This window comes from Granulosicoccus sp. 3-233 (assembly GCF_052681095.1).
The window spans coordinates 233,720-257,666 of the sequence record NZ_JBQYLE010000004.1 but is presented as its reverse complement, the minus strand read 5'-3'; the positions used below and the strand labels follow the sequence as shown (position 1 = coordinate 257,666).

Genomic DNA, 23,947 nt, shown 5'->3' with positions numbered 1-23,947 from the left:
AGCTTCCGACGCCTCATCAAGGCTCGTGGAGTCGACAGCATTGCCGATGGAGCCGGTGGCATCGACCAGGCAGTTCCTGTAGGCAATGGCGCCAGCGTTGCGAGACGAGCACTCCAGCTGCAATTCGTTGCGCGCGATCAAGCTCAACGAGGTAAGGTCAGGCAGTGGCAGAGCTAGCAACTGCGCGACAGCGTTGTTGAGACACTGTCGATAGGCCTTCACGCCTTCGAGGGTCTGCGCATTGAAGCAATCCTGTTGAACGGCGTATTTTTCATCTTCAGTCAGATTGTCGAGTGGCGTTGCAGGGACTCCCGCGAGGCTGGCGAGTTGCTGTTCCGTGCAAGTGCGATAAGAGTCGGTCTCCAGTCCACCAGAACTCTGACAGGCCTGTTGAACGGCGTACTGCTCATCGAATGACAGTTCAGTCGAGCTGACAGTCGGGCTGTCGGAGTCAGCATCCGACAGCAGCGCCAGTTGCTCGCTGACGCATTCCCGATAAGCCGTTGCACCAGACCGATACTGAATCGGCAGGCAAAGCCTTTCCAACTCGGCTCTGGCGGATTCCGCCAAGCCATCCAGGGCGCTGCCGACCGGTTTGAAGTTTGTATCCGAGGCGTCAAAGGAGGTCTCGCCGGCCGATGGGGTGCCCTGCGAATCTCCCGATACTGTGGTCTGACCGACATTTTGTGCAAACGCTGGCAGTAGTGTCAGCGACAGACTCGTAGCCAGGCACCATCCGGCCATACGGCTTGCCTTGCAGAGTCTGCGTTGATCGCGGTCATTCGGATTGATTTCGGGTCCTTCACGTCCTTCGTGAAGGCTCGATTCGAGCATTTTTTTCATGGAGTGAGTTTAGCGCCGAATGCACTCGGTTCGCCAGAATCCAAGTCTGCAGGGTTTCGCAGAAAGTGAAGTCGATCGTGTGCTTCCTCGTTCATGGGTGTCTGGTCTGGTGAGAATTCCGGCGAGGTATTCATGGGTGTCTGATATGGAGCTGCATGAGACTTGTGGTGATAGGAAAGCTGCTGTCACTTCGAGTGTTCATGGGTGTCTGCTCTTGTCGTGACGCGAAGAGATGCTGCCGCCCTGGATGTGATTATGGGTGTCTGTTTCTGGCGGGTATGTCGGCTGGTTCATGGGTGTCTGATTGTGGTGGGGTGTGTATCGGGGCGTGTGCGCGTGTAACATGCCCCGCTTGTGTGACGGGGAGCAGGCGGATGAGGTCGGGAATGCGGGGGCGGTTTTCAGGGGTGGGCCGGATCGAAGAGCGGTATTCACGGGCCTGGTGGATCTTCACGGAGCAGTTGCCCTCATGATGCTCTCCTTGCTGATGCAGGGGCAGACGCTGACCTTTGTGCTGCTGCTGGTCACCATCATCGTTTCGCTTTCCTGTCACGAGTTCGGTCATGCCTGGTCGGCGAAGCTGTATGGTGATGACACGGCGCAGCGGCAGGGGCGACTGACACTGAATCCGATAGCGCACATCGATCCCATGGGCCTGCTGATGATCGTGATCGTCGGCTTCGGGTGGGCACGTCCGGTACCGACCGATCCACGCAATTTCACGTCCTTCTGGGCCAGTCTCGTGGTCGCGGCGGCCGGGCCTCTGGCCAATCTGATACTGGCCTTTCTGGCGGTCAATCTGTTCACGTTTGCGGCTGCGAACGGATTCGCGTTCGTGGAGTCACAGTCGGGGCAGACGTTCTTCTATCTGTTCACGTACATCAATCTGTTGCTGATGCTGTTCAATCTGATTCCGCTGGGCCCACTGGATGGACATTACATCCTGCCCTATTTCCTGCCACGCGCAGCGTCCAGACTCTATCGTGATCTGAACCAGCGCTACGGTGCCTATGCGGTTCTCGGTTTGCTGCTGCTCAGCTATGCAGGCTTGCCCATCTTCACCTGGCTGCGCGCTGCGGCGCAGTGGCTGATGGGCGCGCTGGTCATTCTCTAGAATCATTCCCAGCGCGAGTGAGCCCCGCCTGATTTCCCGACCTTGTTACCTACTGCCAATTCGACTGATCTACCGACATGCTGATTCTCTTATCGCCCGCCAAGACGCTGGATATGGAGTCGCCTTCGCGCGTCGCCGCCCCTACCATGCCAGCCTTCATGGAAGACTCCGTGAAACTGGTCAATACGTTGCGTGGCTATTCGCAGAAACGGCTGAGCGAGCTGATGCACATCAGTGATTCGCTGGCCGAACTCAATGCCCGGCGCTTCGGCGAATGGCAGCCTGAATTCGACAGTGACAACGCGCGGCCCTGCATTCAGGCTTTCCGGGGTGATGTGTATGTCGGTCTGGATGCCGATACCCTGAATGAGAAGGATCTCGAATTTGCACAGCAGCACTTGCGCATCCTGTCGGGTCTGTATGGTGTCATGCGACCGCTGGATCTGATGCAGGCTTACCGGTTGGAGATGGGCACCTCACTGAAAACGCGTCGCGGCAAGAGTCTGTACGATTTCTGGGGAGAGCGACTGACCTCGCATCTGAACGAGGAGTTGGCCACCATGGAGCCGGGCTGCGTCGTCAATCTGGCCTCCAATGAATACTTCAAGTCGGTGCAACCGGACAAGCTGGCCGCGCCCTTGATATCTCCGGTATTCAGGGACGAGAAGAATGGCAACTACAAGATCATCAGTTTCTTTGCAAAGAAGGCCAGAGGGGCGATGGCCCGCAGCCTGCTCAAGACAAGAGCCAGTGGGATCGACGATGTTCTGGCTTTCAATGATCTGGGCTATCGTTATGACGAAGCGTCGTCCTCAGAAGGGCAGCCGGTATTCCTGCGCTCTGAGGAGTCGGCGCAGCCGTACCTGGCTTAGCCGATAACGGATTTCGGCGGCGATGATCAGACAGCCCAGCAGCGCGATTAGAGTCATGCTGTTCATGGCGGCAAGCCGGGTGCCAGAATGAAGGATTGAAGACATGTTCCCGTTACATGACGATAATCCCGCGTCCCTGGTTCCGTATGTTACCTGGACAATCCTGATTGCCTGCATACTGACCTTTCTCTGGCAGCTGAGTCACGATTCCCAGGCAGAGCAGATCATCGTCCATACCCTGGGTGTCATTCCGGCGGTCCTGTTCGGTCATGCCATTCTGCCGCCCGAGCTGGTATCGGTGTCAGCGTATGCGACGGTGTTCACGTCGATGTTCCTGCACGGAGGCTGGATGCATCTGATCGGGAATGTGCTGTATCTGTGGGTATTCGGTAACAACATCGAAGCGGCCATGGGGCACGTTCGCTATGCGTTGTTCTACCTGATCTGTGGCGTGGTCGCCGTGTTGTCGCAGAGCCTGCCGGATACGGCTTCCCAGGTGCCGATGATCGGTGCCAGTGGGGCAATCTCCGGCGTGTTGGGTGCCTACCTGCTCCTGTATCCGCAAGCCCGCGTGCTGGTACTGATACCCGTGTTCTTCCTGGTCTGGACGGTACGGATTCCGGCCCTGTATGTTCTGGGTGTCTGGTTCCTGATGCAGCTGTTGAATTCGGTCATGTCATCGGGGCAGGAAGGCGGTGTGGCCTTTGGCGCGCATATTGGCGGTTTCGTGGCCGGCATGCTGCTGGTTCCGTTGTTCAGGCAAGCCGGCAATCGCCTGTACATTCCCTTTGTTCATTGCCAGCCTTTCCGCCGGTGGCGAGGGAAATAGATCCGGGTGTGGAATGTGACTGCAAACAGAATGAAAAAAGGGCGTCAGTCCTGAAAGACTGACGCCCTTGTCCGTACGTCGTGGTGGAGGCGGGCAACCGTGGGTTGCCCGTACCACCAGTCCGATTTCTAGTTGCGTGAAGCGAACTCCGGATAAGCCTCGATACCACATTCGGAGATATCGACACCTTCGTACTCTTCCTCTTCGGTGACACGGATACCGAAGACCATCTTGATGATTCCCCAGACAATCAGACTGGTGATGAAGGTCCAGGCGAAGATTGCGCCGACACCCAGTGCCTGGGTGGCGAAGGTCGCATCACCGTTGCTCAAGGGCACAACCATGAGGCCCAGGACGCCGACAACACCGTGAACCGAGATGGCACCGACAGGATCATCGATCTTCAGGCGATCCAGAGACGTGATGGAGAAGACAACCAGTACACCACCGACAGCACCGATGCAGGTTGCCAGCAATGGGGAAGGAGCCAGTGGTTCAGCCGTGATGGCAACCAGGCCTGCCAGAGCACCGTTCAGCGCCATGGTCAGATCAGCCTTGCCCCAGATCAGGCGAACGGTCAGCAGCGCGGCGACCACGCCACCGGCAGCAGCCATGTTGGTGTTGACGAAGATGGCGGCAACCGCATTGGCATCGTCGAAGTTCGCGACTGCGAGCTGTGAACCACCGTTGAAGCCGAACCAACCCATCCACAGGATGAATGTTCCGAGTGTTGCCAGAGGCATGTTGGCACCTGGAATGGGGATGACGGATCCGTTGGCGCCGTACTTGCCCTTGCGAGCACCCAGCAGAATCACGCCGGCCAACGCTGCACTGGCACCACACATGTGGACAACACCAGAGCCTGCGAAATCCTGGAAGCCTGCAGCATTCAACCAGCCGCCGCCCCATTTCCAGAAGCCCTGGATGGGATAGATGAGTGAGGTGAATACCGCAGCGAACAGCAGGAATGCCCACAGTTTCATGCGCTCGGCAACTGCTCCGGAAACGATGGACATGCCGGCAGCAACGAATACCACCTGGAAGAAGAAGTCGGAGCGTGCGGAGTAGTACGGGGCGTCATCTCCACCGGCAGCGAAGGTCGCAGCATCATTCTCTGCGCCCAGCAGGAAACTGATGACCGGCATGAAGCCGCCTTCATAGTCGCCGCCCGGGTACATGATGTTGTAACCGACGAACATGAACATGATGCAGGCCAGTGCATACAGTGCAACGTTCTTGGTCAGGATTTCTGCGGTGTTCTTGGCGCGTACCAGTCCAGCTTCCAGCATGGCGAAGCCCGCGGCCATCCACATGACCAGGGCGCCTGCCATCAGAAAGTAAAAGGTATCGAGCGCGTAGCTCAGTTCAGCTAATTGTTCCATTATCAGTGTTTCTCTCTCGGATTCTCTTTTTGCGTCGTGGGATCTCTAGAGGGCCGTGGGGCCGTTTTCGTTGGTGCGGATGCGCACTGCGCGCTCCAGTTCAGTGACGAAGATCTTGCCGTCGCCGATCTTTCCTGAGCCGGCGGCACCGGTGATGGCTTCGATCACGGCATCAAGTTGCGCGTCATCGATACCGATTTCGATCTTGGTTTTCGGGATGAAATCCACCACGTATTCAGCGCCGCGATACAACTCGGTGTGACCCTTCTGCCGACCGAATCCTTTCACCTCGCTGACAGTCATGCCCTGTACGCCGATGGTCGACAAGGCTTCACGTACCTCCTCGAGCTTGAAAGGTTTGATAATTGCCGTTACTAACTTCATCGAATTTTTCCTTCGTTTAGGTCAATGATGGTTAAGGCGTTACATCATGCGTGCCACATGGAATAATTCATTGGAAACAATGACTTGGGAATACGTTGTAGACGTGCAAGCCAAGGCGATGCGCTTGTTTGGTGCATGGCAGATTGCAAGTTGCACTATAATGGTGCGCCAATGAAAACTCTCCCGGAGCAGGGCAAGTCGTTGTCAATACCGTAAGCTGTGCCGTAATCAGGCGATCCGGCAGCCGTGTTGCCGCCGCCTCCCATCAACCGAATCGATAGAGGAATCGACCATGCTGGATGCACGAGTGTTTGACGATATTTCCAAGTCTCTGGGCAAGCTCTTGCCCCCGGGCGTGTCTGACATGAAGGAGGATTTCGAACGCAATGCCAAATCGGCCGTGCAGGGTGCACTGGGCAATCTGGACATGGTGACGCGCGAGGAATTCGATGTGCAGACCGAAGTACTGCGCAAGACACGGCAGCAACTCAAGGAGCTCGAGGCGCGCATTCGCGAACTCGAACCCGAACCGGTGGCCGGCGGGAATCCCGTCGACTCTGACTGACACTGCCGCACGCGCCATGCAGCGACGGTTGTTACGCACGCTGCTGCTTGCTGTCGGGCTGGCGCTGCTGTGGCAGGCCTGCCTGAGCTATACGCGTTCCCAGGCCGGTCAATCACAGCAGAGACTGCAGGGCGTACAACTGGTTGAGCTGGATCGACAGCTCAACCAGTTCTCCTTCATACCCAAGCTGCTGGCCAGCGACGTCGAGATTCGTCAGGCGCTGCTGGCGGGCGATGATGCCTCATTGCTGGCGGCCAACCGACGGCTGAGTCGCACTCAGCAGGACAGTGGACTCGACTTTGCCTTTCTGCTGGACCGACAGGGCGTGACACTTGCGTCGAGCAACTGGGCCGATCCGGTCAGCTTCGTGGGCATCGATTACTCCTTCAGACCCTATTTCCAAAATGCCATCAGCGGACGGGGCGCTACCTTCTTTGCGGTCGGTGTGACCACGGGGGTGCCCGGTTACTTCATTGCAGAACCCGTGACTGACAACAGCGGCCTGGTGGGGGTCGTGGTGGCCAAGGTTGCGCTGGGCGTGCTCGTGGATGGCTGGGCCCAGCTACCTTACGAGTCGGTTGTCAGCGATGACTTCGGTACCATCATTCTCTCGACGCGAGAAGACCTGCTGTATTCGCCCACCGAGCCGGTCAGCGCCGCTCAGGTCGTGCAGTTGCTCAGAGAACGACGTTACGAACTGCAGGCGCCATTGCTGGAGCCGGTCGACGGTGAGCCCGACAAGCGGCTGCTGAGCCATGCCGGACAGTCTACGGTCTACCTGAGTTATGCCAGTTCCCTGTCGACCGAGCCCTGGCAGCTGATCAGCCTGATACCCCAGCGCAGTGTGCAGAAGCGGGCACTGCAGTTGTTTGCCGCCTTGCTCGCAGCCCTGCTGATCGCCTATCTCTTTCTGCGCCTGTTTCAGCAGCAACAACAGCTGGTGGCTGCGGAAAAGCGCAATTCTCAGGAGCTCGAAGAGCAGGTATTGCATCGTACGCGGGAACTCGAGGCGGCCCAGAAGCGCCTGATCTCGGAAGCCAACTTCGCGATGCTCGGTCGCATGTCGGCGGCCATCAATCACGAGATCAACCAGCCGCTGGCCAGTTTGCGGCTGAACCTGGCCTCCTTGCGAACCATGATGGAAACCCCGGATGCCGATCGTGGCGAGATCGAACAGATCGTGGTGGACAGTGATCGCACGACCAAGCGCATAGGTCGTGTGATCAGCAGTCTGCGCAGTATCGCCAGAAACAGCAATGCCCATTTCGAGACTGTGGACATGCAGAAGCTGCTGGAGGAGGTCAGGCAGACGATCCTTCGCGAACGTCCGACGCTGTCCGCTCATGTCGTGTTCGAACAGGGAACGGTGCCCGTGCCGGTATCGGGAGACGAGGTGTTGATACAACAGACCCTGCTAAATCTGCTGTACAACGCCTTCGACGCCGTGCTCAAACAGGAAAGCCCGAGAATTCAGGTAGTCTTGCAGATACAGGCGGGCAGTGCGCAGACGCCATCGGACTCTCGTGCTGCAAACGGCTGGGCCGTGGTGTCGGTCAGTGACAATGGCAGTGGTGTCAAACCGACCTTGCAGGAGTCTCTGTTCGAACCCTTTTCCACCTCCCGTCAGCACAGCGATGGTCTGGGGCTGGGTCTGACCATTGCCCGGCAGATCGCTGAGGACCACGGGGGCGAGTTGCAGTATCAGGCACTCGCCGAAGGCAGTTGTTTCACGCTGAGGCTGCCACTCCAGCAACCGGTGCCGAGCACGGACAGTAGCGCAGCATAGGATGATCTCATGAGCAACGATGGTATGGAGTCAGACGGCGGTTTTACCCTCCTGCTGGTCGATGACGATCATGATGTGCTGGCAGCCAACGCCCGTTTTCTGCGGCTGCAGGGCATTCAGGTTGTGCTGGCAGACTCCGCTGACACCGCATTGCTGCGTCTGGAAAGCGAACGGGTCGACGCCATCATCACCGATCTGTGCATGCCGGAACGCAGTGGCCTGGAGTTTGCCGCAGATGCCCGTATCCGGCGGCCGCTGGTGCCCATCGTGTTCTTCTCGGGTCTGGCCAGTGTGGCCGATGTGGTCGCCGCCATGCGCCTGGGAGCGGTGGACTTTCTCGAAAAGCCGGTGGAACCGCAGGACATGCTGGCCACGGTACTGACCTTGCGTGATCGCTACGAAGGCGTCATCAACAATCAGCGACTGTCGTTCGACCTGGCCGATGAAACCGTACCCTTTCGTTATCGGGTGCTGGCCTATGAAAAGCTGCTGATCGAGCAGAGTCTGAGCATGCATGATGGCCAGGTTGGTGCGGTCATCGATCAACTGCAAATCAACCGTCGCACGCTGAATGACAAGATGCGGCGACTGGGGATAGTCAGACCGATCCACGATTGAGCCATGGCTCGGCGGCAGTATTCTCTCACCATTTGCAGCAAGTTCTCCATGGCTGGGCAGTGGCATTCCTGCACCACATTCTGCGGGCTTTGCATGGTTCGGCAGCTGCATTCTTTCGTCACTTGCTGCGGGCTTTTCATGGCTCGGCAGATGCATTCTTTCACCACTTGCTGCGTGCTTTTCATGGCTCGACAGCTGCATTCTTTCACCACTTGCTGCGTGCTTTTCATGGTTCAGCAGCTGCATTCTTTTACCACTTGCTGCGTGCTCGCCTTGGCTGACAATACTCCGGCTCGGTGCGGGATCACCGCGGACGTTCGCTCTCCTGCGGGTTCAGATGAATGCCCTGAAGGACGCCAACACTGAGTGCACCATCGGCAGATTTTCGCCCATTGATGGGGCGAATGACGTCGGAGTGTTCCGATGGATTTCCATAATATTAGTAAAAACAACGGTTTAATTGAGGTTGCAGCCAGGGCGACTTCTCCGCAACACTATGCACACGAGCCAAGTCAGTGCTCGAACACCTATTTGGAGACATCATGAAACGATTCCTGACGACTACCGTGGCAGGTGTTGCCGCGGCGTTGACCCTGTCATTGACACCCGTCCATGCACAGGACAACGACTACGTACTGAATACGGCCTCCACGGGCGGTACCTACCATCCGGTGGGCACGGCCATCGCCACCTTGTCGAAGGTCAAGCTGCTGCCGACCGAGAATTTCAGTCTCACGGCGGTCAATTCAGCCGGTTCCGCGGCCAATATCCAGGCCATGTCAGCCGGCAATGCACAGTTCGCGATTCTGCAGGGACTGTATGGCTCCTACGCGCTCACCGGCAGTGGTCCGGTATCCGAACCGCAGGCGAACATGCGTTCGATCACCATGTTGTGGCAGAACGTCGAGCAGTTCGTTCTGTCGAATGAATACGTCAAGAGCGGCACGGTCAGCGACATGATGAATGTCAAGGGCATGACTGTTGCGATGGGCGGGGAGACTTCCGGCACTATCGGTTCCAACCGTGTCCTGCTCAATGGACTTGGCCTGAACTTCGATGAGGATTTCAAGTTCGTCTATGCCGGCTATGGCCCTTCGGTGGATGCCATGGCCAACGGTCAGGCCGTGGCTGCCGGTATTCCGTCCGGAACTCCAACCAGCGCCATCACCAAGTTGATGTCAACCAACGAAGGCAAGTTCACCGTTCTGAACGTCACCGAAGAAGAAGCGGCAAAGATGGATGGTGGACGTGAACTGTGGACGCCATTCACAATTCCGGCAGGTACCTATCCAGGTCAGGAAGCCGATATCAACACCGTTGCCCAGCCCAACTTTCTGGCGGTCAATGCCGATGTGGATGAAGACAATGTCTACATGCTGACCAAGACCATCTACGAAAACCTGCCCTTCCTGCAGGCCATCCATCCGGCCACCAAGGCGATGAACATCGATGCGGCGCTGTCCGGTTTGCCGGTACCTCTGCATCCGGGTGCTGCCCGTTACTATCAGGAAGTCGGTATCGAGATTCCCGAGCGTTTGATCGCCAAGTAAGACCTCTTCAGCAGCTGCGAGCAACGTCATGAATACCGTTCCCCCCGTGCCGAATACTCCGACCGACCCCATTTTGGCGGTGTCTGCCGGTGAACGACTCATGGCCAAACGCAAGGAGCAGCTGTTTTCGCTCGATCACGCCATGCAGAACCCCTGGCCCTGGGCCGGGGGACTTGCCCTGATCACACTGTTCTCCCTGTGGCATATCGCCACCAATGTGTACCTCACCGAACCCGGCCTGTGGCAGAACGCCATACACTTTGCCGGCTTCGCGCTGATTGCAGCAATCACGACCCGCACGTTCAACAGTGACACCCAGCCGCGCTGGTCGCTGTGGCTGAACATCCTGTTCGGTGTGGCCATGGCCTTGTCAGCGCTGTGGATTGCCCATGCCGAGACCGGGTTGTATGAACGCACCCTGGCGCAGTCCGGACAATCCTGGCAGTTCGGTCCACTGGAGTGGGTGGCCGGCATCATCGTGGTGGTCGGTGTGGTGGAACTGACTCGCAGGCTGACCGGCTGGATCATTCCGATACTGGTCATCCTGTCCCTGAGTTACATCCTGTTCCTGGGAAAATACATGCCGGGAGCCTTTCGCTCGGCCAGTCTGCCGCTGGATGATGTGCTGTTTCGTTCCCTGTACAACGACGAAGGCATGTTCGGCATCATCACCACCATCTCGTCGTCCAACATCACCCTGTTCATGATCTTCGGTGCCTTTCTGGTGGTTTCGGGCGCTTCCGATTTCGTGATAGAGATTTCAAAAGTGGTCGCCGGACGCTTTCGTGGCGGGGCTGCCTTCGTGGCGGTGATCTCCTCGGCCCTGACCGGCACCATTTCCGGTTCGGCCATTGCCAACACGGCATCCACCGGTGTCATCACCATTCCGTTGATGAAGTCGAACGGTTTCCGGCCGCAGTTCGCTGCCGGGGTCGAAGCCGCCTCGTCCACCGGCGGACAGCTGATGCCGCCCATCATGGGGGCCGGTGCTTTCATCATGGCCAGTTACACCGGTATACCCTACGGTACCATCGTTGCCGTCTCCGTGGTGCCAGCCTTGTTGTATTTCCTGTCAGTGGCGTTCATCGTGCGCATCGAGGCAATGAAGCATCATATCGGCACGGAGCAGGTGGAGGCCATCGACCGGCAGAAGATGATGGCCGGTCTGCTCAATTTCGTACTACCCCTGACCATCATGACCTACATGCTGGTGAGTGGCAGGACTCCCAGCTATGCAGCAGCAATCTCCATAGCCACATTGATCGCGGTCAGCTGGTTTACCCCCAACAAGATGGGTCCGAAGAACCTGGTCCGCGCCCTGTCTCTGGGAGTCAGTACCTCGGTCATGACAGCTATCCTGCTGGTCGCAGTCGGTCTGATCAACAACGCAGTGACCACCTCCGGACTTGCCAATACCTTTGCACTGATGATTGCGCAGTGGTCACAGGGCTCCCTGCTGATTGCGCTGGCACTGGTAACACTGGCATCTCTGGTATTGGGCATGGGCCTGCCGGTCACGGCTGCCTACATCGTTCTGTCGATACTTTCGGCACCGGCGCTGGCCGGCATGCTGGCCGACGGACTCATTCTTGAACAGTTGGTTGCCGGTATTTCCGATCCGGGGGTATCGGCCATGTTCATGCTGGTGGATCCGGAATTGCCGGCAAGGCTTGCCGCGGGTCTGAGTCCCGGGGACGCTCGTGACCTGATCAACAATATGCCATTCGATCTGGCGGTGGCCATTCGTCCATTGCTGGTTGATCCGGCACTGATGACAACCTATCTGCTGACGGCGCATCTGATCGTGTTCTGGCTGAGCCAGGACAGCAATGTGACGCCGCCGGTCTGTCTGGCGGCATTCACGGCAGCGGGTATCGCCGGCTCCAAACCGATGGCCACGGGAGTGGAGGCCTGGAAGGTGGCGAAGGGACTGTATATCGTACCGCTGATGTTTGCCTATACCCCGATGATCGGCGCACCGCTACCGGATCTGCTGCGTATCGGTGGCTTTGCCCTGTTCGGCATTTACGCCTTCAATGTGTTGTTGCAACGCCATGCCGAAGGGCCGTTACGTCTCTGGCATTACCCCTTGCTGCTGATTGCCATGGCGGGTGCTTTCTATCCACTGCACTGGGTTGCCAATATCGTGGGGGCCGTTGCTGTACTACTGATCATCTGGAACAGCAAGCGGAACGCACTCAAGGCCTGACCGCTGGCTGGCCTTGGCCGACGTCTGGTTCGTGCAGACGTGGGTCGAGAGCTGCCGGCCTCCGGCATTGAGGTCCGCGTACGCCGAGGCATCATGTCTGGCCAGCAGTCGATTGTTGCTGTCTGCGCTTTTTGGCCGGGTGTGGCCCTATGCTGAACAGACTGGCGAAAGAGGCTGTGCCGTGGGCGAATGACCATTTGTAGGTCTGCAGTTCCTCCTGTCCCGACGTCAATCTGTCCTGTCTTGCGAGTTTGGCGATGCGGGTAACCATCGCCGTGACATCCTGCTGCAATAGTCTGGCGGTCTCGGGGCGCATTCTGCGAGACAGGGTGATATAGGCCTCAGGGCTGTCGACCGAGTCGGCAATGGTGCGTGTCAGGAAATCGATATTCAGCTGAGCATGCAACGATTGCAGAGGGCCATCGACAGCAAGACGAAGGGGATTGTTCGAACTGGGCGTGACATGGCCGGTCGGACCGATGGTTGCCAGACCGAGGCGTTCGAGGTCGCGTGCGTACAGGTGCAGATCCGCCTCGTCGAGATCATGGATGGCGGCAATCTCACCAGGCGACATCTCGTCTCTCAGCAACAGATAGAAATGAAACAGGGCGGGTGAGTCAGCCAGTGCCTGTTCCACTTCGCGTGAAAACACAAGTGCCGGGTCTTCTGCACGCTCGGCAATCTCCAGTACGTCGGCAACCGACAGATCCAGCAACTGGCAGATCGATTCCAGGCGACTGAACTTGCAATCCCGTTCGACGAACAGTCGCTTGATCGTGGGCTCGGAGACCCCCAGTCGATCGGCCAGGTCGGCGTAGGTCATCCCTCGGGCCTTGAGCACCCGCTTCAGGACATCGAAAGCATGACTGCGAGAATGTCTGTTCACGATTCGTTTCAAGAATTCGAGTATCAAAATATGATGCCGTATTCTCCATTGATTGACTACAAGAATCATATTTTGCAACTTGTCGGCTGTGCGAGCACTGGCAGAGATCTGTGCCAGCCGCATGCCCCTTCCACATGCAGGAATCGTCATGAACAACAGATTCGATCAGCAGGTAATTGTCATAACCGGTGGGTCCACCGGCATCGGGTTCGCCATCGCCAGAGCTGCCATTGCCGAAGGCGCAAAGCGTGTCTACATCACCGGTCGTTCCGCGCAGACGCTTGCCAGTGCGGCCGCTGAACTCGGAGAGAAGGCCATCGCGGTGGTATCGGATGTCTCGCGGTCCAGTGATCTGGCAACGCTCGACGCGGAGATCGGCAAACGTGACGATTCCCTCGACGTCGTGTTTGCCAATGCCGGTATAGCCGCAACCAATCAACTGGGTGATACCTGTGAAGCGCAGTATGACGAGATATTCGATATCAATGTCAAGGGCGTTCTGTTGACTGTGCAGACACTGCTGCCGAGGATGGTGGATGGGGCAGCCGTGGTACTGACTTCATCCATCGTCTCTGGAAAAGGTATGGAAAACCTCAGTCTCTACAGTGCCAGCAAGGCTGCGGTGCGCTCCTTTGCCAGAACATGGGCCAATGATCTGAAGTCACGTCAGATTCGTGTGAATGCCTTGAGCCCGGGTTTCACCCGAACACCCATCATGAAGAATGGTCTCAAGTGGGATGAGGAGCAGATTGCCGCGTTCGATGAGCAGGCAAGAACGCTGGTTCCCCTCGGGCATGTTGCAACGCCGGAGTCCATTGCCTCTGCCGCGTTGTTTCTCGCATCTCGTGACGCGGAGTATGTCAATGGTATCGAGCTTGCCGTGGATGGTGGGTTTTCCCAGGTTTGAGATTACGGCGAGTTGCTGTTGATGCAGGCATGGCACTTTTGATGGCGGATGATCCGGGTGCTGTTGTTGGTGCTGTTGTTGGTGCTGTTGTTGGTGCTGTTGTTGGTGCTGTTGTTGGTGCTGTTGGTGCTGTTGGTGCTGTTGTTGGTGCTGTTGGTGCTATTGGTGCTATTGGTGCTATTGGTGCTATTGGTGCTATTGGTGCTATTGGTGCTATTGGTGCTGCGGGTGCTGGTGCTGGTGCTGGTGCTGTTGCTGGTGCTGCGGGTAAGTCGGGTGATACACCGGTGTAACGGGTATCACCCGGGTAAAGCGCCGACGGGATTGGAGTTCTGATTCTTGGAGTGGTATCAGTTCCGATGACCCGCCGGCCAGATCCCTGAACCTATTCGGCAGCCAGTGCAGCCAGTTCCTCTGCGGAGATTTCACTGTTGCCATCGGCATCCAGGGTGTCCCATTTGCCCATGATCATCTCATTGGCGGAAGCCTCGGCTTCCGAGAGTGATCCATTGCCATCGGTATCCAGCATTTCCAGCAACTGGGCGGGATCGTCCTGGGCGCTGGCGACACTGGCAGCAACGGCCATGGGGATGGAAAGAACGATAGCGATTGTGCTTGTAGAGAATTTCATGGTCTGTCTCCGAAAACTGCATTCAACTGAAAAGTGAGTTCACTTCATGGAAGCGAACGGATGACTTCTAACGTCAGCATGCTGTCTGCGTGTTACAGCTGACCGCCAGATCCCGTCGGATCATGCTGGTCGATGAGCTGTGTCCACGCCCATAGAATGGGCCTTCTTTCGTGAAGAAACGATGACAGTATCCGGGTGCTGGACATTACCGAAAGGCAGGGTGTGGAGATGACGTATTGGCAAGGCAGCCGAGAGTCTGCCTGTTGCACGATCGCAGGGAGATTCGGGGTGAGGGCAAGCCCATCTCATGATGACGTGGCGCAGAGGCTTGCATTGTCTTGTGCGACTATTTAATGCAAGCATGGATAGTTTGTGGCCTGGCCCCTGTGGTCTGAAGTTCGACCTTCGCGGCCAGGTGGTGTGATTCGACAGCAGTTGCAAGTTGGACGGGGCCGCCCCTGGCGCTCAGCGTGTGAAACCCGGGGCGGCTCAGGCGTCAGTTCCGGTCTTGCTGGCAAGCATGGAGGGCAGCTCGTCGGGCAGACGCCCTGTCGCTTCCCGGTAGGCTTCCAGATCGGCATGTTCGAGTATGTAGGCCATGTTCTCGGCATCCAGTTCCCGGCTCTTCGTCTTGACCTTCTGGTGGTGATGCGATTGCGCCTGAATGTAGGTGTCACGCATCGATTCATCCATGGTGATGTCCAGGAAGTCACACAGTCTGACAAGCTCGGCAACATCTCCTTCCACAGCGTCGAAAAACCGGTGGTAGTCCACGAGGTAGAAATCGTCCGGATGCTCTCGCTTCAGATCGAGATAGGAGTGGATCGTTTCGTTCCAGGGATAGACGGCAAAGTTGGCATCCTTGTGTTCGGCCCAGGCATCACCGGGTTTCTTGGCCCTGGTATGCCAGGAGCAGGCCGTCTGGAAAATGTCGCGAACGATGAACACGTGTTTTGTTCGCGGGAAGTTCTGGTGTACATGTGACACCGTGCGGAACGAGTTCGGAACCTTGTCGCCTATATAGGAAAGCCCTGACCATTTGGCATGCAGGGTGTCGTAGTAGTATTGCATCGCATCGGATTTCGACGGAGTCATATTGGTATGAGCGTCGGTGAAATCGAAGAATCTCTCTTCGTCGAACAATTCGGGGGTAAGCAGATGTCTGGTGTGTCCTCGTGTGATCTGCTTGAATCGCTCCATGCCGATGCCGATGTGTTCATGCGCATTGAGCACCCGAGTCAGCGCAGTCGTGCCGGAGCGGGCTGTGCCACAGATGAAGAGGAATTGCCTGTCGGGTTGGTGAGTCTGCATGGGTGGAATGGTCTGCAGTTCGTCCGAGGAAGTCGGGTGTCGCGGCACCTGATCAGAAGTGAGCCCTTACTGCGGCTCAGGATTGCTGATCCCTTGCCTGGCTTGCCGGGAGGGCGCAGACATTCAAGCCCGCATACTCATGGATGATATTCGGCCCGGGAACGAACCCTTGTCAAGCGGTGGCTGATTGAGGTTGAAATTGCTTGCTTCGTGTTGTCGAACAGAACATGCAGGCTGCATGCCAGAGATGGACGGCCGTGGTCCGACCCCGAGTGGGCCGCAGAGATGGACGGCCGTGGTTCGACCCCGAGTGTTCGGGTGTGCACAGAGATGGACGGCCGAGGTCCGACCCCGGGCGTGCGCGACGGCTGCTGGAATGATGACTGCAACTGTACATATTTTCAGCTTCTCCGTAGTCAGCGGGGCCACTGGCTCGAGTTCGCTGCTATCGTCGTGTGACGCCACTACAGGAACACGGAGGTTCCATGTCCTACGCCACGGTTCATTCGTGCACGCTGGCCGGTGTTCGGGCCTTGCCGGTGACGGTGGAGGTGCACATCTCTGGAGGGCTGCCCGGCATGTCCATTGTCGGTTTGCCGCAGTCGGCGGTACGCGAGAGCAAGGACAGGGTAAAGGCTGCCATTCAGCATATGGGGTTGAAATTCCCGCAGGTGAAGATCATCGTGAACCTTGCACCTGCCGATCTGCCCAAGCGCGGTGGACGATTCGATCTGCCGATTGCACTCGGTATCCTGCAGGCCGATGGGCAGTTGCCGGAAGGGGCGCTGCAAGGTCTGGTGGTGCTGGGTGAGCTCGGATTGACCGGAGAGCTGCGCTCGGTGACCGGAATATTGCCAACTGCATATGCCTTTGCCGATTCTGCCCGTTCCTTGTTCATCCCGACAGTCAATGTCGATGAAGCCCTGCGTTGCAGCCGTACCCGGGTATTTGCGGCAGACAGTCTCCAGCAGGCCTATTCTCAGCTCAAGCAGCGTCGTCAGGAGCCACTTGTCCTGCAGCGGTTGCACGAGGCCAGAGAGCCGGATGGTGCGCTGGCACTGGATGCCCGCACCGCAGGTGCTGACATGTGCGATGTCATCGGGCAACACAAGGCGCGGCGCGCTCTGGAAATCGCTGCAGCGGGCGGACACAATCTGTTGATGGCCGGCCCACCCGGGACCGGTAAGTCCATGCTGGCCAGTCGGCTGCCCGGCATTCAGCCACCGATGAGCGAATCCGAAGCGATGGAGACAGCGTCCATTGCCTCTATCAGTTACACCGGCTTTGATGCCGGTCTTTGGGGGGTAAGGCCCTTTCGGGCCCCGCATCATACGGCTTCCGGGGTTGCGCTGGTTGGTGGTGGCTCGAACCCCATGCCCGGCGAAGTCTCGCTGGCCCATCACGGCGTGCTTTTCCTTGACGAGCTGACGGAATTCTCACGCTCGGTTCTGGATGTGCTTCGCGAACCCCTGGAGACCGGGCACATCACCGTCTCCCGGGCCGCCAGGCAGGCCGAGTTTCCGGCAAGGTTCCAGCTTGTGGGGGCCATGAACCCCTGTCCCTGCGGTTACCACACGGATACCTCCGTGCGCTGCCAGTGCACACCCGATCTCATCATGCGTTATCAATCACGTCTGTCGGGTCCGTTCCTGGACAGGATCGATCTGCATGTGGACATGCAGCGGGAGCTGAACCAGGCAGTCAGCATCCAGCACGACAAGGGCGGCGAAGGCAGTGACACCATCCGGCAACGGGTGGTGCTGGCTCGGGAGCGGCAGCTGGCGAGACAGGCCGTGATCAATTCGGCGCTGACGCCGCTTGCCCTGCATCGTCACGCCTGTCTTGATCGACAGGCACGAGCACTGATCTGCGAGGCCAGCAAGCGGTTGAACCTGTCCTTGCGCTCGCAGCATCGGCTGCTGCGAGTGGCTCGAACGATAGCCGATCTGGACGGTCACAGTTCGGTAGGCTGCGAGCATCTTGGCGAAAGTCTGTCGTTTCGACGAACGCCACTACTCTGAGATGATACCGGGCTGCCTATCGTGACAGAACGCTCAGCCTGCGCCGAACACATGAGATGTCCGTCTCGTTGAGCTTCTGCAGGGGCAAGCAGTCACGCAGCGCAGAGGCTATCATTGCGTCATGAAAAAGTCGGTTGGTCCAGGCATGTTGAAGCAACGCAGAGGTGCGGTATGCGTGTAGCAACGTATACCCAGCGCAGTGCGCCCTCGCGCGGGTCCGTTTTCGCCCTGTGCGTGCTGGTCATGACCATTCTGCTGGGTACCGGTGTGGTGCCGTCTCTGGCAGCCTTTGCCGGCGGTCCGTTCGAGAGGGTGCTGACCCCCTTGTGGATGCTGCTGTATCTCTCGGCACTCGGCGGTCTGATGTTCACCCAGGGGATCAACTGGATTTCCTGGCTGGTGCGTTATCGCATTCTGCTGGTCATACTGATGCTGGGCACGATCCTGTCGGTCTCATGGTCCATCGATGCCCGAGTGTCAGCCGAACGGACGGTTCATCTGCTGGGCAGTACGCTGATAGCCGTTTTCATCGGTTTTTCGGTGCCTTTGCTGACCACCCTGCGGGTGTTCGCCGTCATTCTGGCGCTGGCCATCGTGGGCAGTGTCGGTGCCGCCGTCGCCCTGCCGGATCTGGGCATCCAGAGCTATGAGGGAACTCAGGTCTGGCGTGGTCTTTTCAATTCGAAGAACGACCTGGGATTCTGGGCCGCTGTGGGTGTGCTGCTCTACATCACACTCAGTGATTCCACACAGGCCGCTTACCGGAAACTGCTGTGTTTTCTGATGGCAGGGCTGTGCCTGGGCGTTCTCGCATTCAGTCAGTCCGCCACATCATTACTGGCGCTGCTCATTGCCGGTGCCTTGTCCCTGTACTTCTTCATTGCCGGGCGTTTTCAGCTGGGTTTCATCCGCATGGCCATTCTGGCCATTCTGTTCACCGGTGTCATCGGCATGGCAATTGCCAACATCGACACGGCCGAGCTCGTGGGGCGTACCGGTGACCTTACCGGGCGGGGGGAGGTCTGGAAACAGGTCTGGGCTCTGATTCTCGAGCGTCCGCTCACGGGCGTCGGGTATGGCTCTCTGTGGTTTCCAACGGATGACACCATCTGGATCCAGCAGAGTCTGACCGATTTCACCTGGGTGGTCTTTCATGCGCACAATGGATTGCTGCAGGTGGCCTCGGAAGTGGGTATGCCGCTGGCGGTCATCGCCCTTTTGATGGTGGCACAGCAGATGATCGAGATCTTCTACTGTCAGTATGAACGACAGCAGGTGGGCGTGCTGTTCGTGCTGGGTTTCGTTACGGCCTATCTGGTCAGCAATTATTCCGAAGCCCGTTTTCTGGTGACCCGAGAACTGTTCTGGATCTTCTTCCTCGCTCTGCCCATCAGCATGCTGCGACAGATCAATCTGGTGTCGCTCGATGCGCAGCCCATGGAGCCTGATGACGTCGGTGCGCGACCCTATGGCAACGTACCCGGCAAGCCCTGGCTCGGACCCCTGCCGCAGGAGCGGGTCAGAGCCCGTCGATCGCTGGCTGCCGGTGCCGCGGGCGGCGCTGCTCTGATGACTCACTATGGTGCGTCACACTCATCGGATTCGGTGGTCAGCTCGAATTCGGATGACGTCGATGAATTCGCTGGCACGGAAGAATTTGACGGTTCGCAAGTGGACACCCTGTCTCTGGACGAAACCGATATCGATCTGGGGCAGCTGGACGATGAAGAGCTGCATGCCGCGGCCTCGATGAGTGCAGATATCGATCTTGGCGAGGTTCAGGAGGAAGAGTCGCAGGGTGCTGCCAGCGTGGACGCTGATCGTGATGAGCCATTTGACGGGTTTGCCACCGATCATGACGACATGCTGGACATTGATCGTTACGACAAGAAGTTCGATCTGTCCGGAGAGTGGCAGGATTACGACCCAGACGATGACAAGAGGTAGTCCTTGTACCAGCCTGATGTCGAAGGGCCATCTCGGTGCAAGGTCACGACCCGGCGGGGGTATTCATTCACCATGAGGCAGAGGCCATGAAAGACAACGCCTATTTCGACAATGCGGCGACTACCTGGCCCAAGCCGGAACCGGTCTATCGGTTCATGGACAGTTTCTTTCGTTCACACGGGGTGAATCCGGGGCGTAGTGGCAGTCTGCTGGCAGTTGAAGCCGAGCAGATGATCACGGCGACGCGTCGAATGCTGGCCGAATTCTTCGGATTCGGTGGGTCTGCCGATCGCGTCATCTTTACACTCAATGGAACCGATGCGCTCAATCTGAGTATCGGTGGTCTGGTCTCGACTGGCGATCATCTGGTAACCACGCGGCTTGAACACAATGCCGTGCTGCGAACGGCCAATCATCTGGAGCGCGATGCCGGGCTGTCAGTAACCCGCGTTGCGGCGCAGGCCGATGGCTACATCGACCCTGATGACATCAGGACCGCCTTGCGACCCGAGACGCGTGCCATCGTACTCAATCATGCATCCAACGTCATGGGAACCGTTCAACCCCTGGCAGAGGTGGCCGGCATTGCCCGGGAAGCCGGTGTGCCACTCATCGTGGATGCTGCGCAGACTGCTGGAGTCCTGCCTCTGGATATGGACGAACTGGGTATCAGCGTACTGACCTTCCCGGGGCACAAGGGCCTGTTCGGTCCGATGGGGGTCGGCGGCATGATTGTCGCGGAATCGGTGGAGCTGACGCCGCAGCGGTTCGGTGGCACCGGGGTGGATTCCCTGTCGCACTATCAGCCCGATGCCTACCCCTATCGACTGGAAGCCGGTACGGTCTCGCTGCCGGGTATTGCCGGTTTGCATGCAGCGCAACGCTGGTTCAGAGAGCTTGGCCGCCAACGACTTGAGCTCGACGTCGAGGCACTGGCCTCCGCTCAGTCCGTACCGATCAGTGACTCGGGTCACGTCGACGCTGCTGCGGATCACGGAGCGCTATGCCGCCTTGCCATGCAGCATGTGCATCAGGTGGAGATGGCTCATCTGCAACGCATCGAGGCAAAACTTCGCGAATACGGGTCGGTGAACATTCTGGCGAATGCGCGTGCCGATGCGCGAGTAGCCACCATCAGCTTTACGGTCGATGGTCTGTCCACCGAACGCATCGCCGATCAGCTGGATGCCGATCATCAGATCTGTGCACGTGCAGGCTTGCAGTGTGCTCCATTGGTACATGTCGATGCTGGTACCGTGGATGCAGGTGGCACGATCCGTCTGTCACCGGGTTATTTCACGGATGAGGAGGACATGCAGCAGCTGCTGACAGCGCTTGACGACATTCTTGCCTGATTCGTCAGACAATCAGCTGCCCGTTGTCGAGCAGTATCCGTACTTTCAGTAATGAGGCCAGCGCCAGGCTGTCCGTGATTTTTCCGTCCATGGCCAGATCGATGGCCTCTTGCAGTGGTAGCCGTTTCACTTGCAGCACCTCGGTATCGTCCGGGTCTGTCTCACCGAAGCTCAGATCCTGGGCGACGAAGGTATGGGCAAGTTCATCGGTCACCGAATTGGACGTATGCAGTTTCAGCAGACTGGTCCAGCGAGCGGCCCGGATGCCGGTTTCCTCCCGCAGTTCTCGTTGCGCCGCCGCCAGCGCAGACTCGCCAAGCGGAGCGCCGCCTTCCGGGATCTCCCAGTGATACTGGTCCAGGGTATAGCGGTACTGTCCCACCAGCCAGGTGTAGCCATCAGCGTCTATCGGCACCACGCCAATGGCGCGGGTCTTGAAATGCACCTTGCCATAGATGCCGGGTTTGCCGGTCGGGGCGATGACATTTCGATGTGTGAGCTTGATCCACGGATTGTCGTAGACCTCTTCCACCGACAGGGTCTGCCAGTCACCAGAGTTGCAAATTGTCACGTCGAATCAGATCTCCGCTTGGCTGCTTGATTGCCTGCACAGCACGAAATGCTAGCTCATGGTGATGGCCAGACCCACCACGATCAGCAGTGAAACTGCCATCAGGATATTGATGATGCGGTGCCAGTGGGCGGGCAGATCAAGCCGTTGCAGTGTGATCCCGGCACTCAGCCAGAGCAGATGTATGGGTACCCAGACCAGGTTGATCAGCACGAATTTCCAGACGATCTCCTGCCAGATGGCCATGCCCGCAAAGGGAAAGCTGGTAAACAGCGCCGTGTTGACCACATAGGCCTTGGGGTTGATGGCCTGCAGCAGCAGAGCATCGCGAATGCCTGGCGCACGAGCGCTTTCGATGAAGCGGATCGTCGAACCGGCCAGGGCGATTCGCAAGGCGAGGTAGCACAGGTAGGCAACCGAGGCATACATCAGAACCGTTCGCAGGAGGGGCTGCGCCAGTATCAGTCCGGCCAGGCCCGTGACCACGGCCAGGGCAACCAGGTTGGTGCCGATGAACAAACCGCTCACATAGCGGTAACCTGCAGTCGCGCCAAATGAAGAGCCGACTCCTGCCGTGGACAGCACGCCGGGACCCGGTGTGATGAGCATGAAGAAAACGGCGGTCAGAAATACGCCCATGATGTCAGTTGCTGTCGTTTTTCCGGATAAGGGCGTGGCAATGCTCGAGGGCGCACGTCGGTCATGACGGGAGCACTATAGACCCTGTCGTGAAATTGTAGCGGATAGCGACAGGTGTGGACAGGCGTTCAGTAGAATGGCGTGGGGGCGTGCAGCAATGGCTGCGCAAGGCGGGGCGTGCAAGGTGAGTCACGTGCGAAGAGAGGCGCGTGCAAGTGGGATCAGGTGTGGAGTGTGGTACCTGCGAAACAAAATACGTTTCATGCGACAACAATTGATTGCATAATGCTTGATTGCTCAAGTATCATGCAAGCATGAACAATGAACAGAATGCTCCGCACACCGAACCGACCGTAACTCAGTTGCTGGATACGGCCGCTCGCATCGAACGTCGGCTTGATCGCATGCTCTCGTGCACCCGAGGTGTCAGCTACAGCGAATATCGCCTGCTGACAACACTTGCAGAAGCGTCCAGCGAGGGGCTTCCACGGGTGGTCCTGGCCGAGGCGGTGGGCTTGTCGGCATCTGCTGTTACGCGTGCTCTGAAGCCCCTGGAGAAAATCGGCTGTCTCATCACGGAGAAGGGCGAGCGGGATGCCCGTCAGAGTCGAGCCATCATCACCCCCGTCGGGCTGGAACTGCTCAGTGATGCCAAGGGCATCATGCGTGATGCATTGAGAGAGCTGCCACTGAACTCCCTGAGCTCGCAGCAAGTGGCGGATTTTCGCAACCGTCTGGAAGAGTTGCGCTGAGGCGGCCTGCACACAGGCTCCGATCATTGCGGACTCTGCCTGTTGTCACCATGAGACGAGGCCTCTGACAGGCGCAAACGTGTTTGCGATTCATTGCGTTGTTCGTGGTTATACACAGAGATGCTGAGCTAGAATCGCGATTGCAATCGCCCGCAAGGCTTTCAAGTCACTGGAGATCAATGAGTACATTGTCAGTCATGGCAAACCGCTTGCTGCGCGCAGGACATGGATCCACTTCGACATTCATGTTGCGCACGAGCTCCATCGCTGTGCTTGCCTTTCTCGGTGCCTGTGCAAGCAGGCCGTACTACGATTATCCGCCGCCGATGCCGCAATCGCTGGAACCTGTGGCCGGGGCTGAACTGAGAGCAGGGGAACCTGTCGAGTTTTCCTGGCGAAGAGCCGACGACACGGAAAGCTATGACTTTCATGTGTTCAATGCCGAGAACAGTGATATCAGCCGTTACATGAAAACCGGATTGCTGGCGGCTGATATCTGTACCGCGGACCGCTGCAGCCTCCATCTGTATCTGTCACTACCGGATTCCAGTCGACATGCCTGGCGTGTTCGCTCTTCCAACAATGCGGGAAAATCTGCCTGGACACGTACGCTGTTTACGTTCACCGGCGGCACGGCACGCTAGCGTCGGCGTTACGGCGTGTTGGCGTGTCGGTATCGCAGCGTCTTGAAAATACTGAGTCTCGGGAGTCTCGGGAGTCTCGGGAGTCTCGGGAGTCTCGGGAGTCTCGGGAGTCTCGGGAGTCTCGGGAGTCT

At 58.0% G+C, this 23,947-nt stretch carries 23 protein-coding genes; 15 read left to right on the top strand and 8 right to left on the bottom strand.

The genetic code is table 11. From position 1 onward, the window contains the following. A partial coding sequence (locus ACUNV4_RS13095) for a hypothetical protein (protein WP_430879009.1) occupies positions 1 to 843 on the bottom strand: 843 nt, incomplete at its 3' end. Positions 844 to 1,312: 469 nt separating this feature from the next. Here ACUNV4_RS13095 and ACUNV4_RS13090 point away from each other — a divergent pair. The 3 genes from ACUNV4_RS13090 (at position 1,313) to ACUNV4_RS13080 (ending at position 3,658) form a co-directional block, all read left to right on the top strand. Continuing rightward, on the top strand, positions 1,313 to 1,957 hold the full coding sequence (locus tag ACUNV4_RS13090) for a site-2 protease family protein (RefSeq protein ID WP_430879008.1): 645 nt from the start codon (positions 1,313 to 1,315) through the stop codon (positions 1,955 to 1,957). A gap of 77 nt (positions 1,958 to 2,034) precedes the next feature. Continuing rightward, positions 2,035 to 2,829 (top strand): peroxide stress protein YaaA, encoded by a 795-nt coding sequence (gene yaaA, locus ACUNV4_RS13085; RefSeq protein ID WP_430879007.1) that lies wholly within the window; start codon positions 2,035 to 2,037, stop codon positions 2,827 to 2,829. Between the two features lie 103 nt (positions 2,830 to 2,932). After that, a complete protein-coding gene (locus ACUNV4_RS13080) occupies positions 2,933 to 3,658 on the top strand; it encodes a rhomboid family intramembrane serine protease (protein ID WP_430879006.1) in 726 nt (241 codons plus the stop codon). A 128-nt stretch (positions 3,659 to 3,786) separates the two neighbouring features. Here the strand turns inward: ACUNV4_RS13080 and ACUNV4_RS13075 are convergent, their stop codons facing one another. Then, positions 3,787 to 5,040 (bottom strand): ammonium transporter, encoded by a 1,254-nt coding sequence (locus ACUNV4_RS13075; RefSeq protein WP_430879005.1) that lies wholly within the window; start codon positions 5,038 to 5,040, stop codon positions 3,787 to 3,789. Between the two features lie 45 nt (positions 5,041 to 5,085). Then, positions 5,086 to 5,424, bottom strand: coding sequence for a P-II family nitrogen regulator (locus tag ACUNV4_RS13070; protein WP_430879004.1), 339 nt, complete (start codon positions 5,422 to 5,424; stop codon positions 5,086 to 5,088). 292 nt (positions 5,425 to 5,716) lie between these two features. On the opposite strand from ACUNV4_RS13070, the gene ACUNV4_RS13065 reads away from it, so the two are divergent. The 5 genes from ACUNV4_RS13065 to ACUNV4_RS13045 all read left to right on the top strand — a co-directional run bounded on the left by ACUNV4_RS13065 (position 5,717) and on the right by ACUNV4_RS13045 (position 12,152). Further along, the gene (locus ACUNV4_RS13065; RefSeq protein ID WP_430879003.1) at positions 5,717 to 5,989 is read left to right on the top strand and encodes an accessory factor UbiK family protein; all 273 of its coding nucleotides are present in this window, start codon (positions 5,717 to 5,719) and stop codon (positions 5,987 to 5,989) included. Positions 5,990 to 6,005: 16 nt separating this feature from the next. Then, entirely contained in the window at positions 6,006 to 7,775 is a 1,770-nt protein-coding gene (locus ACUNV4_RS13060; RefSeq protein ID WP_430879002.1) for a sensor histidine kinase, read from the top strand. Between the two features lie 9 nt (positions 7,776 to 7,784). After that, positions 7,785 to 8,393, top strand: coding sequence for a response regulator transcription factor (locus ACUNV4_RS13055; RefSeq protein ID WP_430879001.1), 609 nt, complete (start codon positions 7,785 to 7,787; stop codon positions 8,391 to 8,393). 542 nt (positions 8,394 to 8,935) lie between these two features. After that, positions 8,936 to 9,943, top strand: a complete 1,008-nt coding sequence (locus tag ACUNV4_RS13050) for a TAXI family TRAP transporter solute-binding subunit (RefSeq protein ID WP_430879000.1) — start codon at positions 8,936 to 8,938, stop codon at positions 9,941 to 9,943. Positions 9,944 to 9,971: 28 nt separating this feature from the next. Further along, a complete protein-coding gene (locus ACUNV4_RS13045) occupies positions 9,972 to 12,152 on the top strand; it encodes a TRAP transporter permease (RefSeq protein ID WP_430878999.1) in 2,181 nt (726 codons plus the stop codon). A gap of 91 nt (positions 12,153 to 12,243) precedes the next feature. Here the strand turns inward: ACUNV4_RS13045 and ACUNV4_RS13040 are convergent, their stop codons facing one another. Further along, entirely contained in the window at positions 12,244 to 13,038 is a 795-nt protein-coding gene (locus ACUNV4_RS13040; protein WP_430878998.1) for a helix-turn-helix domain-containing protein, read from the bottom strand. Positions 13,039 to 13,186: 148 nt separating this feature from the next. Between ACUNV4_RS13040 and ACUNV4_RS13035 the strand changes: the two genes are divergently transcribed. Both ACUNV4_RS13035 and ACUNV4_RS13030 read left to right on the top strand, forming a co-directional pair. Further along, entirely contained in the window at positions 13,187 to 13,945 is a 759-nt protein-coding gene (locus tag ACUNV4_RS13035; RefSeq protein WP_430878997.1) for an SDR family NAD(P)-dependent oxidoreductase, read from the top strand. Positions 13,946 to 13,974: 29 nt separating this feature from the next. Then, the gene (locus ACUNV4_RS13030; RefSeq protein WP_430878996.1) at positions 13,975 to 14,238 is read left to right on the top strand and encodes a hypothetical protein; all 264 of its coding nucleotides are present in this window, start codon (positions 13,975 to 13,977) and stop codon (positions 14,236 to 14,238) included. A gap of 92 nt (positions 14,239 to 14,330) precedes the next feature. On the opposite strand, the gene ACUNV4_RS13025 is transcribed toward ACUNV4_RS13030, so the two are convergent. Both ACUNV4_RS13025 and ACUNV4_RS13020 read right to left on the bottom strand, forming a co-directional pair. Continuing rightward, the gene (locus ACUNV4_RS13025; protein WP_430878995.1) at positions 14,331 to 14,576 is read right to left on the bottom strand and encodes a hypothetical protein; all 246 of its coding nucleotides are present in this window, start codon (positions 14,574 to 14,576) and stop codon (positions 14,331 to 14,333) included. 489 nt (positions 14,577 to 15,065) lie between these two features. After that, positions 15,066 to 15,887: a sulfotransferase family protein gene (locus tag ACUNV4_RS13020; RefSeq protein WP_430878994.1), complete on the bottom strand. Its 822-nt coding sequence runs from the start codon at positions 15,885 to 15,887 to the stop codon at positions 15,066 to 15,068. Between the two features lie 485 nt (positions 15,888 to 16,372). Between ACUNV4_RS13020 and ACUNV4_RS13015 the strand changes: the two genes are divergently transcribed. From ACUNV4_RS13015 to ACUNV4_RS13005, 3 genes are all read left to right on the top strand, one after another. Beyond that, the gene (locus ACUNV4_RS13015) at positions 16,373 to 17,908 is read left to right on the top strand and encodes a YifB family Mg chelatase-like AAA ATPase (protein WP_430878993.1); all 1,536 of its coding nucleotides are present in this window, start codon (positions 16,373 to 16,375) and stop codon (positions 17,906 to 17,908) included. Between the two features lie 171 nt (positions 17,909 to 18,079). Continuing rightward, entirely contained in the window at positions 18,080 to 19,855 is a 1,776-nt protein-coding gene (locus tag ACUNV4_RS13010) for an O-antigen ligase family protein (protein ID WP_430878992.1), read from the top strand. Between the two features lie 86 nt (positions 19,856 to 19,941). After that, positions 19,942 to 21,210 carry an aminotransferase class V-fold PLP-dependent enzyme gene (locus tag ACUNV4_RS13005; RefSeq protein WP_430878991.1) on the top strand — a complete coding sequence of 423 codons (1,269 nt, stop codon included), beginning with the start codon at positions 19,942 to 19,944 and terminating at the stop codon, positions 21,208 to 21,210. 4 nt (positions 21,211 to 21,214) lie between these two features. On the opposite strand, the gene ACUNV4_RS13000 is transcribed toward ACUNV4_RS13005, so the two are convergent. Together ACUNV4_RS13000 and ACUNV4_RS12995 are read right to left on the bottom strand one after the other, a co-directional pair. Further along, complete coding sequence (locus ACUNV4_RS13000; RefSeq protein WP_430878989.1) at positions 21,215 to 21,781, bottom strand: NUDIX domain-containing protein; 567 nt, start codon at positions 21,779 to 21,781, stop codon at positions 21,215 to 21,217. A 51-nt stretch (positions 21,782 to 21,832) separates the two neighbouring features. Then, on the bottom strand, positions 21,833 to 22,420 hold the full coding sequence (locus ACUNV4_RS12995; protein WP_430878988.1) for a LysE family translocator: 588 nt from the start codon (positions 22,418 to 22,420) through the stop codon (positions 21,833 to 21,835). Positions 22,421 to 22,734: 314 nt separating this feature from the next. On the opposite strand from ACUNV4_RS12995, the gene ACUNV4_RS12990 reads away from it, so the two are divergent. Together ACUNV4_RS12990 and ACUNV4_RS12985 are read left to right on the top strand one after the other, a co-directional pair. Beyond that, positions 22,735 to 23,172 (top strand): MarR family winged helix-turn-helix transcriptional regulator, encoded by a 438-nt coding sequence (locus ACUNV4_RS12990; protein WP_430878987.1) that lies wholly within the window; start codon positions 22,735 to 22,737, stop codon positions 23,170 to 23,172. A gap of 179 nt (positions 23,173 to 23,351) precedes the next feature. Then, positions 23,352 to 23,816: a hypothetical protein gene (locus ACUNV4_RS12985; protein WP_430878986.1), complete on the top strand. Its 465-nt coding sequence runs from the start codon at positions 23,352 to 23,354 to the stop codon at positions 23,814 to 23,816. Positions 23,817 to 23,947 lie beyond the last annotated feature (131 nt).

Bases quoted from the DNA above. Each gene is read 5' to 3' on its own strand.
- ACUNV4_RS13090 (WP_430879008.1), top strand. From the start codon at position 1,313: ATGATGCTCTCCTTGCTGATGCAGGGGCAGACGCTGACCTTTGTGCTG.
- yaaA (WP_430879007.1), top strand. From the start codon at position 2,035: ATGCTGATTCTCTTATCGCCCGCCAAGACGCTGGATATGGAGTCGCCT.
- ACUNV4_RS13080 (WP_430879006.1), top strand. From the start codon at position 2,933: ATGTTCCCGTTACATGACGATAATCCCGCGTCCCTGGTTCCGTATGTT.
- ACUNV4_RS13075 (WP_430879005.1), bottom strand. From the start codon at position 5,040: ATGGAACAATTAGCTGAACTGAGCTACGCGCTCGATACCTTTTACTTT.
- ACUNV4_RS13070 (WP_430879004.1), bottom strand. From the start codon at position 5,424: ATGAAGTTAGTAACGGCAATTATCAAACCTTTCAAGCTCGAGGAGGTA.
- ACUNV4_RS13065 (WP_430879003.1), top strand. From the start codon at position 5,717: ATGCTGGATGCACGAGTGTTTGACGATATTTCCAAGTCTCTGGGCAAG.
- ACUNV4_RS13060 (WP_430879002.1), top strand. From the start codon at position 6,006: ATGCAGCGACGGTTGTTACGCACGCTGCTGCTTGCTGTCGGGCTGGCG.
- ACUNV4_RS13055 (WP_430879001.1), top strand. From the start codon at position 7,785: ATGAGCAACGATGGTATGGAGTCAGACGGCGGTTTTACCCTCCTGCTG.
- ACUNV4_RS13050 (WP_430879000.1), top strand. From the start codon at position 8,936: ATGAAACGATTCCTGACGACTACCGTGGCAGGTGTTGCCGCGGCGTTG.
- ACUNV4_RS13045 (WP_430878999.1), top strand. From the start codon at position 9,972: ATGAATACCGTTCCCCCCGTGCCGAATACTCCGACCGACCCCATTTTG.
- ACUNV4_RS13035 (WP_430878997.1), top strand. From the start codon at position 13,187: ATGAACAACAGATTCGATCAGCAGGTAATTGTCATAACCGGTGGGTCC.
- ACUNV4_RS13030 (WP_430878996.1), top strand. From the start codon at position 13,975: ATGGCACTTTTGATGGCGGATGATCCGGGTGCTGTTGTTGGTGCTGTT.
- ACUNV4_RS13025 (WP_430878995.1), bottom strand. From the start codon at position 14,576: ATGAAATTCTCTACAAGCACAATCGCTATCGTTCTTTCCATCCCCATG.
- ACUNV4_RS13020 (WP_430878994.1), bottom strand. From the start codon at position 15,887: ATGCAGACTCACCAACCCGACAGGCAATTCCTCTTCATCTGTGGCACA.
- ACUNV4_RS13015 (WP_430878993.1), top strand. From the start codon at position 16,373: ATGTCCTACGCCACGGTTCATTCGTGCACGCTGGCCGGTGTTCGGGCC.
- ACUNV4_RS13010 (WP_430878992.1), top strand. From the start codon at position 18,080: ATGCGTGTAGCAACGTATACCCAGCGCAGTGCGCCCTCGCGCGGGTCC.
- ACUNV4_RS13005 (WP_430878991.1), top strand. From the start codon at position 19,942: ATGAAAGACAACGCCTATTTCGACAATGCGGCGACTACCTGGCCCAAG.
- ACUNV4_RS12995 (WP_430878988.1), bottom strand. From the start codon at position 22,420: ATGGGCGTATTTCTGACCGCCGTTTTCTTCATGCTCATCACACCGGGT.
- ACUNV4_RS12990 (WP_430878987.1), top strand. From the start codon at position 22,735: ATGAACAATGAACAGAATGCTCCGCACACCGAACCGACCGTAACTCAG.
- ACUNV4_RS12985 (WP_430878986.1), top strand. From the start codon at position 23,352: ATGAGTACATTGTCAGTCATGGCAAACCGCTTGCTGCGCGCAGGACAT.